The sequence below is a fragment of the Dasania sp. GY-MA-18 genome (assembly GCF_024734385.1).
Lineage (GTDB): Bacteria > Pseudomonadota > Gammaproteobacteria > Pseudomonadales > Dasaniaceae > Dasania > Dasania phycosphaerae.
Genome location: NZ_JANHAP010000005.1, coordinates 108,883 through 123,334 on the forward strand (window position 1 = coordinate 108,883; position 14,452 = coordinate 123,334).

Annotated in this window: 9 protein-coding genes; 7 read left to right on the forward strand and 2 right to left on the reverse strand. The window is 44.0% G+C overall.

Translation table 11 applies throughout. From position 1 onward, the window contains the following. Window positions 1-5 precede the first annotated feature (5 nt). The gene (locus NO559_RS07635) at window positions 6-1,187 is read right to left on the reverse strand and encodes a pyridoxal phosphate-dependent aminotransferase (RefSeq protein ID WP_258331218.1); all 1,182 of its coding nucleotides are present in this window, start codon (window positions 1,185-1,187) and stop codon (window positions 6-8) included. A 171-nt stretch (window positions 1,188-1,358) separates the two neighbouring features. Between NO559_RS07635 and NO559_RS07640 the strand changes: the two genes are divergently transcribed. Then, entirely contained in the window at window positions 1,359-2,255 is an 897-nt protein-coding gene (locus NO559_RS07640; RefSeq protein WP_258331219.1) for a helix-turn-helix transcriptional regulator, read from the forward strand. A gap of 308 nt (window positions 2,256-2,563) precedes the next feature. Beyond that, window positions 2,564-4,906, forward strand: a complete 2,343-nt coding sequence (locus NO559_RS07645) for a TonB-dependent receptor (RefSeq protein ID WP_258331220.1) — start codon at window positions 2,564-2,566, stop codon at window positions 4,904-4,906. Between the two features lie 236 nt (window positions 4,907-5,142). Here the strand turns inward: NO559_RS07645 and NO559_RS07650 are convergent, their stop codons facing one another. After that, window positions 5,143-6,105, reverse strand: coding sequence for a helix-turn-helix domain-containing protein (locus NO559_RS07650; RefSeq protein ID WP_258331221.1), 963 nt, complete (start codon window positions 6,103-6,105; stop codon window positions 5,143-5,145). Window positions 6,106-6,491: 386 nt separating this feature from the next. Between NO559_RS07650 and NO559_RS07655 the strand changes: the two genes are divergently transcribed. From NO559_RS07655 to NO559_RS07675, 5 genes are all read left to right on the forward strand, one after another. Next, on the forward strand, window positions 6,492-8,912 hold the full coding sequence (locus tag NO559_RS07655; RefSeq protein WP_258331222.1) for a TonB-dependent receptor: 2,421 nt from the start codon (window positions 6,492-6,494) through the stop codon (window positions 8,910-8,912). A gap of 161 nt (window positions 8,913-9,073) precedes the next feature. Further along, window positions 9,074-9,577 (forward strand): DUF1097 family protein, encoded by a 504-nt coding sequence (locus NO559_RS07660; RefSeq protein WP_258331223.1) that lies wholly within the window; start codon window positions 9,074-9,076, stop codon window positions 9,575-9,577. 358 nt (window positions 9,578-9,935) lie between these two features. Next, window positions 9,936-11,705, forward strand: a complete 1,770-nt coding sequence (locus tag NO559_RS07665) for a hydantoinase B/oxoprolinase family protein (protein WP_258331224.1) — start codon at window positions 9,936-9,938, stop codon at window positions 11,703-11,705. Beyond that, on the forward strand, window positions 11,706-13,820 hold the full coding sequence (locus tag NO559_RS07670; RefSeq protein ID WP_258331225.1) for a hydantoinase/oxoprolinase family protein: 2,115 nt from the start codon (window positions 11,706-11,708) through the stop codon (window positions 13,818-13,820). A 188-nt stretch (window positions 13,821-14,008) separates the two neighbouring features. Continuing rightward, window positions 14,009-14,440: a hypothetical protein gene (locus NO559_RS07675; protein ID WP_258331226.1), complete on the forward strand. Its 432-nt coding sequence runs from the start codon at window positions 14,009-14,011 to the stop codon at window positions 14,438-14,440. Window positions 14,441-14,452 lie beyond the last annotated feature (12 nt).

Sequence of the window (14,452 nt, forward strand, 5' to 3'; positions counted from 1 at the left end):
GTAGATTACTGTTCGGCCATTATGGCATTAAAACAAGCGGCGATGCGTTGGCAGGCCTGCTCTAGTACTTCGCAGGGTACGCCTAAGCTGATGCGTATATGGCCTGCAGCACTGGGGCCAAAGGCTTCACCGGCCAGGGCAGAAACGCCTTCGCGGTCTAATAGTTCATTGGCAAACTGCTGAGCGCTAAGGCCGCTTTTGCGTATGTCTATCATCATAAACATGCCGCCAGCAGGCTGGTGGCAGCGTAGGTTGGTGACGGCGTTTAGGTGTTTGTACACCAAGTCGCGTCTATCGCGGTAGGCTAGGCGCATGGCTTCCACTTCGGTGTCGGAGCCGTTGATGGCAACCACTGCCGCTTTTTGTATAAAAGTGGGTACGCCGTATAACATGGCGGTGACCATATTGCCCAAGTGATAGCTAAGGCTTTCGGGGCCTACTATCCAGCCTAAGCGCCAGCCGGTCATGGCGTGGGATTTGGATAAGCTGTTAATGGTGATGGCGCGCTCGGCCATGCCGGGTAAGCCGGCGATGCTGTGATGGTTTTCGTCGTATACCAGTGAGGCGTAAACCTCGTCTGAAATTACCCACAGGTCATGCTTAATGCTGAGTTCAGCAATGGCTTTAATATCCTCTACGCTGAGGGCCGCCCCGGTTGGGTTGTGGGGGCTGTTAAGCATAATGGCGCGGGTTTTATCGGTAATGGCGGCTTCAAAATCGGCAATATTAATGCGAAAGCCGTTGTCTGGATCCATGGGTACGTTAATGGTTTTAGCGCCGGTGGCACCGATGACTGCTTCATAGGTAACATAGGTGGGCTCGGGCACGATGACTTCATCGCCCGGGTCTAGTATGCAGTGGGCGGCGCAATACAGTGCGCACTGGGCACCGGCCAACACTACGATATTGTCTATGCCGACTTGCTGGCCGGTGGTTTGCTGATGCAGCTGGGCGATGGCTTGGCGCAGTTCTGGCTCACCGGTAAAATCGGTGTAGTGGGTGTCGCCAGCGCGCAGGCTGTCTATGGCTGCGTCTACTATGGGTTGGGGGGTGTCAAAGTCTGGATCACCCATAGAGAGTACGATGATATCCTCACCTTTGCGCAGTTTTTCTACGGCACGATTGTGTATATCCCAAGCTGCTGCGCCTTCACCGTCTATGCGTTGGGTGTAGTTAGAATATCTCATAGCTTTCCTAGTGGTACTTAGCCTGTTTACGTGGCTGGGTTAATGAATAATAGGCAAAGGAGTGTAAAGTAAGGCCAGTACCGCTAATATAACCCATGCTGGCTGGTGGCTTACCTCAAATGGGGGGCAGGCCGGGCAATGATGTTTATTAAGGGTTTAAGAAGTAGCAATATGAGTACAGTAAAAAATCAACACGATGATTTGTCCACAAGCAGCTCTGCGGGTACTAACCTGAGTAACTGGCCCGATGTAGTGGCACCTTTAATTACTGCAGTGAATACCGAAGATTTCCCCAAAGTTTTATTTGAGTGCATTAATCGTATTGCGCCCATAGATAGCGCCATAGTGATGTTGTATCGCCCCGATGAAAAACCCTTTTTGTTATACGACGGCCTACACCCCAGCGAGACAGTGTTTTTTGAAGAGTCTTATATGGCAGGCGCATATTTATTAAGCCCCTTATATAGATTGTTTCCCAGTATGCGTTCAGGCTTTTATCAGCTTTCGGCTTTGGAGCCTTTATCGTTTGAAAATAGTGAGTTTGGCCGGGCGTATTTTAATGATTCTGGGCTTTGTGATGATGCCAATTTTTTATTAAAAATTACTGACGATACCGCCTTGGTTGCCAGCTTTGGTCGCCAGCAAATGCGCTTGCCTTTTAGCGCTATAGAGCTGCAACAGTTGCATATTACTGAGCCGGTAATTAGGGCTGCCATGGAAAAACATTGGCAGGGCGACTTAACAAAAGAGTCGGGCAGTGTGGCTAGTACCCGAGAAGTACATAACCAACTGCAAACCTCCTTACATAATTTTGGCTTGTCGCTATTAACCGAGCGCGAGCGTGAGGTGCTGCACTTAATGTTTGAGGGCAAGGCCTCAAAATCAGCCGCCAAGGCGCTTAATATTTCCCCTGAAACTGAGCGTGGCCACCGTAAAAATATTTACGCCAAGCTCAACGTGGCTTCTCAGGCTGAGTTGTTTTCGTTGATCTTTACCGTTATTGGTGAGGTGTCGGTGAGCGACAACGAAGACCCTTTTGTGGTGTATAGCCAGCGTATTAAGCAGTAGTTAGCCCCTGCTTTAAGCTCTAACCATAGGTCTGCTAACAGCTGCTGCCGGCGGCTTTGCTGGCTTCTCAATTTTTTATCCCTCCACTTTTTGTGTCTACTCCCCCCTAAGTTTTTTGTAGCCCCCCCTAAATGGTAGTGGCAAACACCACAAATGGGACGTTTTATCTTCAAGTCGGCTTGCCTAGTATGCGACAACAATAATCATAGGGCAGCCTAGGCCGCGAGCATATTGGTTCTAGCCAGCGTTCAATAAGTATATTTATTGAACAGGTTGCATAAAGTTGTAACGGTGAAGAGAGATAAAACATGAGAGTAGTGTTAAAGAAAAAACCTTTAAGTGCGGCAGTCACAGGTGCGGTGTTAGCCTCAGGTATGCTGGCCCAAGCGGCGCAAGCAGTTGTGCTAGAAGAGGTGATGGTTACGGCCACCAAGCGTGCTGTTAGTGCCCAGGAAATCCCCTACAATATTTCTGCTTTATCAGGTGATGATTTACAAGACCAAGGCATAAGCGATTTATCAAAATTAACCCGTAGCATTCCTGGTGTAAGCTACGTTGATACCGGCCCACGCAACGCTGGTGTAAGTAGCGGTTTAATTATACGCGGCCTAAATGCCAACCCTCTAGGCCCCAACGACAGCATAAACAACACCTCTGATCCTGTTTCTACTTACTTAGGTGATATGCCTTTGTTTGTTAACCTGCAGCTTAAAGATATAGAGCGCGTAGAGGTTTTACGTGGCCCACAGGGTACTTTATATGGTTCGGGTTCTTTAGGTGGCACCATACGTTATATACACAAAGAACCGGACGTGACTGAATTTAGTGCGCAGGTGAACACGCGTATTAGCAACACCAAAGGCAGCAGCGGCTTAAACACTGACACCGATATTGTTGCTAACATCCCACTCAACGACGACATGGCCTTACGCATAGGCGGCGGCTATGTAGATAACCAAGGTTTTGTGGATGCCAAAGGCCGTTACGCTTTAGACAGCACTGGCAAAGCTATCGCGGTTAATCCTGCTGATGTTGCAAACAGTGCGCCAGTCTTAGCGCCCCGTGAAGATGCTAACGACAACAGTGTTACCCATGCCCGCGCCAGTTTTTTATGGGATGCTTCTGAAGAAGTTAAAATTTTAGCCAACTACTTTTATCAAAAAGATGAAGTAGGTGGCCGCCAGGTAGGCAGCCCGCAAATTGCGGGTGCTGATGATTACTCACACCTTATCCCCTTAGATGAAGACTTAGAGAGTGAAGTGCATGCTTGGAGTTTAGACGTAGAAGTAGAGTTAGGCTTTGCTAGCTTCACCTCGTCTACCTCTGGCTATGACTATGACTCATTAGGGCAAAAAGATAACACCCAAAGCTACATCAACGATTTTAGCGATTACTACGGTAACTTCCCTCGCTGGGTTGTGGCCAGCTCAGTGGATTATCAGCGTGAAGGTATTTCGCAAGAGTTTCGCTTAACTTCTGCAGGCGACAGTGATATTGATTGGGTGGCGGGTTTGTACTACACCGATACCGAAAACAACTTATTCCAAAACGATAGCTTCCCCGGCTATAACGAATGGGCGGCGGTCACCTCAGATCCTGTTGCCGTCACTGGCGGGCCCGCTAATGAATTGGCTTACAGTTTAGACCAAAGCCTGACCTTTAAAGAAAAAGCGGCCTTTGGTGAAATTACTTACCATATTACAGATTCATGGCAGATGACCGGTGGTGCTCGTTTCTTTAGTCAGACCGTTGGCTCAGATACCACTACCTTATTGCCCTATTGTGGTGTTTGGTGTTCTAGCGACGGTGTTAACCCCTTGGGCTTAGTCGAGGCTGAGTTAGAGCGCGATTTAAGCGACAGCATTTTCAAATTCAACACCTCTTATGATGTAAATGATGACATCATGTTGTACTTCACCTGGGCCGAAGGTTTCCGTCACGGTGGCGCTAACGCATTACCGACCGCCGGTAACTTTGCTGAAGACCCAAGCCTAAACAGCTTTGATGCCGATGAAGCAACAAACTGGGAAGTGGGTGCTAAAGGTGTATTGTTTGAGCGCGTAGAGTTTACCGCCTCATTGTTTTACATCGATTGGCAAGACATCATCATTAATACTACCTCACCAGTTGCTTCTTTCCCCGTGGCGGTTAATGGTGACGAAGCTGAGTCTAAAGGTTTAGAGTTAGAGGTTAAATACTACTTTGACCAAGACACTACCATGACTTTAGGTTACGGCTATGTTGAAGCTGAATTAACTAAGGACTTTAGTGTGGTAGGCGGTTTAAGCGGTAACAAGGGCGATCAACTGCCCGGTGTTCCTAAGCATAGCGTCATGGTTGCCTTTGATCGCTTCCAAGATTTAAGTAACGGTATGGAGCTTAAGTATCACCTTAACGCGTCTTACCGTGATGAAATCACCACCTCACTCACTGAAGGCTCTGCAGACTACGCTGTGCTAGATGCTTACACCATTTGGGATGCTTCGGTAACGCTGAGCAAAGATCAGTGGAAAGCAACCTTATTCATCGATAACTTAACCGATGAGCGTGCAGAAGTTGGTCACCGCACTGAAGCTCGTTACGGCAATGGTGCGTTTGATTATATTAACCGCCCTAGAACTGCTGGTGTTGGCTTAGCTTATACTTTTTAAAAGCCTATAGTTTGATTGGATTGATAATAAGGGTCGGCATTGCCGGCCCTTTTTTGTTTAATGGTGTTTATTGAGTTAATAATTGAGGTGCAGATAGTAAGTTCCTTTTTTTTACTTTTTTCCTAGGGGGTAAGCTATAGGTATTTGTATTAAAGCCACTGGCGGCGGTGCTATATTATGGGGTTGTATAAATAAGATTATTTTTTTCTTTGGGGCAGAGTGTTTTAATTAGGTAGTTATTTCAATGCATTGGCTCGAACTTGACCTGGTGGAATGTCAAACCTGTTTTTAAAAACACGGCTAAAATGTGATTGATCAGAAAATCCCCAGCGGTAGGCTAGTTCAGCAATAGAGCGTATGGGGCGACGCGGGTCGGCAAGTGCATCGTAGCATTGTTTAAGTCTACGTTCTTTTATCCAGCTGGCGACTGTATGGCCGGTAGGTTTGAATATTTGATGTAAGTAACGTAGCGAAATACCACATTGATCTGCTATCTGTTGGGGGGATAAATTCGGGCTTGATAAATTATGATTGATATAGTTGTTGATTCGATGTAAGTGAGCCTCCTGTGAAGCGCTGTCGGCACAAGGGAGCGCCTCATCGCTAGAGTCCATAGTCAATGCTAGCAGATCAATCAGTTGTTCACTGATTTTCAGTTTAGCTGTATCTGGGAGGTCTTTGGAAAATTTCAGTAAAGACTCTAGATAGTTTAAAAATAATCCATTACTTGCCGTCGATCCTAGAAACGATCTGGCGCAAAAGTCGTCGGCACTTTTAATACGGTCTCGTAATTCATCGCCCGGTATACGAATAACAGTCATTTGAGCAGGTTCGTCGTACAAAAAACGGTAGGGGTCAGCGCTACCTTGCAGTATGAAATCGCCAGGTCTACAGTTTACATTCTTACCATTTTGCGAGAAGGAAACAGCTGATACATTAGGGATAGTAACTAAAAAATAATCTTGGTTTTCTTTACTGATGTCAAAGCGGTCGCGGTGGTAGGTGGTAGGATCTGATGCTAGTGTGGTGATTTGAATACTGCCCAATTCTTCGCCGTGAATACGGCCACAAAATTCATCGCAGCTCTTCTTTTTGGTCTCTAGGGTCAGTGAAAAGTAAGTATCGGTCACGATATCATTCCAGCTTTCAAATTGCCGATTTTTTGGGATGAGATTAGTGCTGAAGTCACTGTAGTTCATGCTTCCCCTCACAGGTAATAGATTTTATTAGCTAAACTAAAAGTAGGGGCGGGTTTTCCTTGTTATCTATCTATAAGGCCCCCCTAATTCTCATAATAGCCTTTTTCTTATTTTGTAGTCTATATAAGCCTAGTTTATGCCTGTATGTCCAGTTTTTATCATTGTTTGTGCACAAATAAACAAGGAATTACACACTTTTGATCAATGAAGGCATTAGGTGACGGTGTAGATTAGATCCCTCCATTGATTTATATGGCTATCAGCGATTGATATAAGAGTTTTTGATATGGGCAGAAACTCTTTTAATAATTGAAAAGAGTGATGGTGGCTGTATTTGGTGGCGGGTTTAAATAAGTAAAATAACTATAAAAATAGGTGATTTAATAATGAAAAAGAATAGATGTGTTTCGCTGCCGCATAACATAGGTAAATCTTCCTTGCTTGCTGGTATAGCGGTGGTTGGAATAAATAGTCATATGGTATCTGCAGAAGAGGGGCGTTCTTCAGGTTCTTTTTTGTTGGAAGAGGTTAGGGTTACAGCGCAAAAACGGGAAGAGTCTGCGCAAGATGTTGGTATTGCTATCTCAAGTTTTTCTGGTGATCAGCTGCGCAAGCTAGGAGTTGATGATAGTACCGATGTGGCTGCATTTACCCCTGGTGTGTCATTGTCGGGTAGTTTTGCGGGACAGCAAAAGCAGTACTCTATTAGGGGGGTTACCCAAAATGACTTTAATGATCATGTAGAGTCCCCAAATGCCGTTTACATTGATGAAGGTTATGTCGCTTTCCAGCAAGGTTCTATTTTTGCCACTTTTGATGTTGCTAGGGTTGAGGTTTTAAAAGGCCCGCAAGGAACGTTATTTGGCCGTAATGCAACCGGTGGCTTGGTTCACTTTATTAGCAATAAACCAACTGAAGAGTTTGAAGGTTATCTTGATATTAAGGTGGGCGACTACAACGAAAGGCGTTTAGAGGCGGCTGTTTCAGGCCCAATGACTAACTCCATTCTTTATCGAGTTTCTGGTTTTGTCAGTAAGCATGATGGGTATTTAGAAAACGACTACCCCAATAAAACATATGTTAAAGATACAAATAATTCTGCGCCAGCTTTAAGTAATGGTCCGGGCCTTGCTGGGGCTGGTGATGACTTGGGTGGTGATAAAAGTTGGGCAATTCGTACGCAGCTGGCAATTGATATTGATGATAGATCAAATCTATTATTAAGTGGTTTTTATTCAGAGTCTGATCAGTCTACAGGGCCGTATCAGTCCACGCCGACTATCGCTGAGCTAGATGCTAATGGCAATACTTTAAATACCTATAGAATTTCACCAACTGAAACACGCGAGGCATTCGGGCCTGGCGGCGTACCGGTAGATATATTTTTTGATGGCGATAACGATGCTACCCGGCCCGCAGGGCGTGATGCCTATGGTTATTTAGATCCCGATGGTAATGATTTCAAAACCTCTAGTGATTTTGCTTTTGATGATGTCAATACCTACGAAACCTTCGGCGGCACAGTTAATTACAGTGTCGAGCTTAATGATGGTATGACCTTTACATCAATTACTGATTTTAAGAATCACGAAAAATTTACCACTTTAGATCTTGAGGCGGGTCCGCAGAATCAATTTACCTGGTTTGGCGAAGCTGATATTGACTCAGTAACACAAGAGTTTCGATTGAGTGGCGAGGCTAACAATATGCGCTGGGTAACTGGATTTTATTATCTAGATATTGATGCGCTAAGTATTGCTGGCTTTAGTGCCTTAACGACTTCAAGCTCAGGATTTCCAGCGAATTTTGATAACCCGCGAGTATCCGATTTAAAAACCACTTCATACTCTCTTTTTGGTCAAATCGAGTTTGATATTTCAGATTCCTTAAAATTGGTTACGGGTATTCGCAATACTGAAGAATCCAAAGACTATGTGTTCGACTGGTATTTTGGTAGCAATAATGACCCCTTAGCTTGGGATATTCCATCAGGTGATGGCATTGTTCATATTGAGGATGATGGTGATGAAAACTTATGGACGGGTAAAATTCAGCTTGATTGGCAGGTGGCTGATAATGTGCTTGTTTACACAGGATTTAATCGCGGTGTGAAGGCAGGTAGTTTCAACTCCGGTGATCAAACGCTGACACTAGACACGGTTTCCTATGATAAAGAGGTACTGCATGCTTACGAAATAGGTTTCAAATCTGACTTAATGGATGGCAAGGTTCGCTTTAACGGTGCTGTTTATTATTATGACTATCAAGATTATCAGGCCGCGCGCTGGACGGGCTTAGGTAATATCATCACCAATAATGACTCTACAGTGACTGGTGCTGAATTTGAGCTTAATACATCACCTATAGAAAATGTAGATATTATGCTGACAGCGGCATATATCGATGCCAATGTTGAAGATTTAGATCTAATTGGTGATGGGTCTATTTTAATTGATGTTAAACCGACATTTTCACCTGATACAACAGTGTCTGCTTTTGTGCGTTATACCTTCCCCGAAGTTATTGATGGTGACCTAGCATTGCAAGTTAGCAGTAGCTATCAATCTAGTGTGTTTTCTAACCTTTCAAACTTCGATTCAACCAAATTTGATAGCTGGATTGTGACCAATATTCGCGCAAGTTGGGAGGGTCATGATGGTGTATGGGCCTTAGATTTATTTGTAGATAACGTTTTTGATGAGCGCTACAACGTTATAGGTTTTGATTTGTCAACAGTTTGTGGTTGCAGCGAAGAGGCGCAAGGCAAGCCGCGATGGGCTGGCGCCTCTGTTCGTTATAACTTCTAAGGTATTTATAGAGCTAGTTTTCAGTGTTCGAAGAAATTTAGTTCTTCGAACACTGTTTTTTATAAAACGTAAAGTTGTTATTTAAGTCGCTGTTATAGTCTATGCATTTTCTATTCGGGAGTTGTGTTATCAATAAGGTCACTAAATCCGAAACTATCCCTATGTGGCTGGCTATTGCGATTACTGTGGCGATAGTGATGCCATTGGCTTTATGGCTAGGAGAGTATAGCTTTGCTTTGTGGTGTTCATTTATTGTTTGGTCAGAATTTTTTTTGTTTGGTGCTAATGTTTCTTGCTTGAAGTTAATAATTCCTACCTTTTCTTTAGGGGTTGTTTTAACAGCTATAACCTTGTTATCGATACCTGTTTTCGATTTTTTACCTAGTTTGATCAGTCAGTCTGACATTTCGTCTATAGTAGCGCTATTTTTGGGGGTGGCATTTATGGCTTATATCATAAACTTATCAGATTATCTTAAGCGTGGAACATTACCGTATTTTAACGGAGTATCAATGATGTTGGCCATATTTTATACGGGTAGCTTTCCTTCTGATGGGTTAAATCTACCTGATATTGTTGTTGCTTCATTATGGACTGTTTTTTTAGGGTGTTTTGGTGGCTTGATGGGGGTTTTTACTGTTTGGTTAACTTTTTCTAAAGAATAGTTGGTTGTTGATGTTTATTTAATGTGACAAAGTTTTGTTTTTAGTCGTGTCAATATTATCTATTTATTTTCTTATTTTTATAAAATTTATTTTTACTTCTCTCACTGGCCTTTAGTTCGCTTCTCTTTATGCGATATTTTTAATATTGCTATTGAAAAGAGTATATAAAAATTAAGTTTAATAAGTCTTTTTTATTAATTTATCTCTATGTGCGCAAATTAACAATAAGTTGATCACTCTGGGGCAATAGTAAATATCGAATCATACGTATATTAAATCATCATGTCGGGTGTTTCGAAGATAATAGATTTAATGATTCAGAAACAGTTTTTGTATTAAGGTGAAAAGGAGTAAGAGTATGTCTAATCGCTCAGGCGCAACAAGTGATCCAGTAGTGGACCCGATAACATTAGCGGTGGTTCGTGGTGCTTTAGAGACCACTCAGCGGGAAATGACCATGACCCTAGAGAAAACAGGGCGTTCAAGTGTGTTTAATTTGGCGCATGATTATAGTAATGCGCTGTTTGATCATTTACCTGAAATGGTTTTACAGGGGCAAGATATTCCCATTCATTTGGGGTCATTAATACCTGCAATGAAAGCCATTGTTGAGTACTTTGGTGATGATATTCATGAAGGCGATGTAATCTATCACAATGATCCTGCTTATAAAGGTAGCCATATTTTAGATTGTTGCATGTATAAGCCGGTTTTTTATCAAGGTGAGCTGGTGTTCTGGACTGTATGTAAAGGTCACCTCACTGATATTGGCGGACCAGTGCCTGCCGGATATAACCCAGATGCTACAGAGATTTATGCAGAGGGTTTACGAATTTCTCCGGTTAAGTTATGGGATAAAGGTGAGCGACGTGAAGATGTGATCAACCTTTTGTTGACCAATATGCGAGCTAGACGTGATCAAGAGGGCGACCTCAATGCTCAGTTTGGTACCTGCAGTGTTGGCGAACGCAACTTAATGGCCCTGTTAGATAAATATGGCGTAAAAACAGTTCGTGATTGTATTGCAGAATTAAAAAATATGGCTGACCGCCATATGCGAGCGTTGATTAGTTCGATACCGGATGGAGTCTACAGCGGCGAGGCGCATTTAGAAGATGCCGGCCATGGTTTTGGCATACTTACCATTAAAACTGAGATAGAAGTAGTAGGAGACTCAGTGCATATAGCGGTGCAAAGCCCCCCTCAAGTCCCTTATTTCATCAATTCCTATGAAGGTAATACCATGTCGGGTATTTATCTTGGCTTGATGATGTTTGCTGAAGTGCCGCCACCTTATAACGAAGGGCTTTATCGCTGTGTAACGGTAGATCTAGGGCCTAAAGGCACGCTCTGTAATGCGCAGGAACCAGCTCCTCACGTTAACTGTACGACTACCCCTATGGAAACGCTTACTGATGCGGTGCGTGTAGCTTTAGAGCAGGCGGCACCTGATCGTGTCGCCGCTTCTTGGGGACATGCCAGCGGCATCAATATTACCGGCAAAGATAATCGTTCAGGTGAGGAGTACGTCACCATGGTGTTGGCTTCGGTTATATCGGGCGCCGGAGCTACTAAAAATATGGATGGTTGGCATTCTTGCGGGCCATTAAGTTGTTTTGGTGCATTGAGCTCGGGCGATGTTGAGCTGCTCGAATACTCATACCCCATCATCATCCATCGCTACGGTCTGATTCAAGATAGCGGTGGTGCTGGATATTACCGCGGAGGGAGTGGCACAGTTTGGGAGGTAGAGCCTATCGACCATGAGATGACTGTAATTGGTTTTGGCGAAGGGCGCCAGTTAGCCACTATGGGAGCTGTTGGTGCAGTGAACGGCCTGCTTGAACCAAAGCTAGGTCGGCTAGAAGTTACTCGTGCTGATGGTAAAAAAGATCATCGTGAAAATGTCATAACGACAATCAAGCCTGGTGAGCGTGCTGCCAATTATAACCCTGGTGGTGGCGGCTTCGGAAATCCTTTTGAACGCCCAGAAAAGGCAGTGTTACTGGATATAAAAAATGGTTTGGTGACTATCATGGGCGCGGCAGAAGATTATGGCTTAGTTGTTGATCCCGTCTCGCTAGTTGTTGATAAAGCGGCCACTATAAAACTGGGTAAGCGGGCTTAGTTGTCCGAGACTGAAATTTTAGGAGTAAATAATATGCGTAGTAAATATCGTCTTGGCATCGATGCAGGTGGCACATTTACAGATTTTGTTTTGGCAGATCTTGATGGTGGTGTGCGGTTATATAAAAGCCCGTCCACACCCGAGGATGGCACGCGTGCAATTCGCGCGGGGCTTGAGCAAATTAGCCAAGATATAAATAAAAGCATTGAGGATATTATCGCTCAATGTGATTTATGTATAAATGGTACTACTGTTGCACTTAACGCCCTGATTGAAAAAAAGGGCGTAAAAATGGGCTTGCTTTGTACTAGCGGTCACGAGGACAGTATTGAAATTCGCTTAGGTCATAAAGAAGAAGGCTATCGTTATGACGCTAGCTATCCTCCTGCTGAGATGTTGGTGCCTCGTCACCTTCGTCGTCCAATTGAGGGTAGAATTTTGTCTGATGGCAGTGAAAAAATTGCTCTGGATGAACAAGCTATTCGTGAAGCAGGACAGTATTTTAAAGAGCAAAACGTTGAAAGCGTGGCTATTTCGTTTTTGTGGTCAGTACGTGACCCTTCGCATGAACAGCGCGCTAAGTCGATTCTCGAAGAAATGTTGCCGGGTGTTTTTATCTGCACAGGAAGTGAAGTTTATCCTCAGGTGCGCGAATACACACGAACCTCTACTACAGTTATCAATGCTTATTTAAGCCCAGTAATGGCTAAGTATGTTGAGAAAATTGATGATTTCTTTTCCGGCCTTGGTGCTAAGTATCCCGTGCGCTACTTTCAGTCCAATGGTGGTTTAGCGATTGGCAGTGCTATGCGAGGCCGTGCGGTTAATGCGATTAACTCTGGCCCTGCTTCTGCTCCGCAGGCTGGTCTTTTTAGTGCGGCGCCCTTTGGTGTTGACAATATTATCACCGTCGATATGGGGGGAACGTCTTTCGATATCACGCTGACTTATGAAGGACAAACCAATCTCAATAAAAATATAGACTTTCTGCGTTACCGAATTGGCGTGCCTATGATTCAAGTTGAAACACTGGGTGCTGGTGGCGGCTCCATAGCTTCGGTCAATGAATTCGGGATGTTACAAGTAGGGCCAGAAAGTGCCGGTGCTACACCTGGACCTGTTTGTTATGGCAAGGGTGGCACTAAGCCCACAGTAACCGATGCTAATTTAGTGTTGGGTTACCTTAACCCCGATGCGGTTTTAGGCGGCACCATATCACTTGATCGTAAGGCGGCTGAAGATGCTATCCGCGAGCACGTTGCTGACCCGTTGGGTATTACTGTAGAAAAAGCTGCTTACGGTATAAGCATGATTGTTAATCTTAATATGGTAAACGGCATACGGCGTGTTTCTATTGAGCGTGGTTATGATCCGCGTGACTTTGCCCTAGTTTGTGCTGGTGGAGCCGCGGGTATGCATATAGCTGCCCTGGCTGAAGAAATCGGCATTAAAGAAGTATTAGTTCCAAAGGTGGCTTCAGGTTTGTGTGCCTTTGGTCAGACTATTTCTGATGTTAAGTATAACTATTTGGCAACAAACCCTATGCGTTTAGATACGGGCGCTGACATTAATAGTTTGAATGAAAGTTTTCTGAATATAGAAAAGCAAGGTCGAGAGAATCTTTTGTCTGATGGATTCAAAGAAGCTGATATTACCGTTGCGCGTAGCATGGAAATGCGTTACGTGGGGCAAATTCATGAATGCACGGTCAATATTAGCAGTGACAAAATTGATGATAAAGGTTTGGATAAAATACTGGCTGATTTTCATGATCGACACAAAAGTCTGTACTCCTATGCGGAGCCGATGAATCCGGTGGAGTTGGTCAATCTAGAAAGCACTATGACTGCTCATGTGGCCAAGCCAGCCCAGCCGAAGATTGTACCGGGTAATGGTGATTGTTCGGCAGCGCTTATAGGTCCGCGCGATATGTTGTTTGACGATAGCGGGGGCTGGATGAATGCGCCAGTTTATCAGGGACCTTTATTGAAGGCCGGAGATTGCATTCAAGGTCCTGCGTTAATCGAGGAGCCTACCATGACATTAGTCGTTCGGCCTGGTTGGCGGGCACAGCTGGAAGAGTCCAATTGCTATCGTTTAATTCAAAATGAATAAAATCACAATATTGAATGGTGCATAAATAATAACCCTGCAGATTATATGCCTAGCATGTGGCAGCGCGTACTGTTTAAGTTAACGCAGTTTTGTTGCCTTATGCGGGGTTACTACTTTTTATTATGCGCCATAACAGTTTATACCTCAAAGTGAATAAAAAAAATAACATCAATAAGTAGGTTCTTATTATGGCTATATTAATAACAGATAATAAAGTAGATCCAGACTATTCATACTCAGCGGTTCCAGAGCACGCTAGGATGAATAAAAGCTCATTGACAATGACGTGGTGGTCGCTCTGCAGCGCAATGATATGGCTGCTAATAAGCGCTACTTTAGCGGTTAACTATGGTTCAGCGAATACGCTGATTGGCTTAGTTTTATCCGTCATTATGTATGGCGTTGTTAACGGTATAGTAAGTCGATTTGCTATTAAAACAGGCCTTTCAGTTGGGCTTTTTTCTAGAATGGCTTGGGTTATACCTTCGTTAACTGGTGTGTTTTTGATGAACTCATCAATATGGTTAAGTCAGTATGCAGCGATTGTAACCATGATCTTATCATTTTCTATCTATTATTTTTCTCTTTCATGTTTTCGTGAAAGGACTGTCGTTGTATAAGTTTTTTGTGGG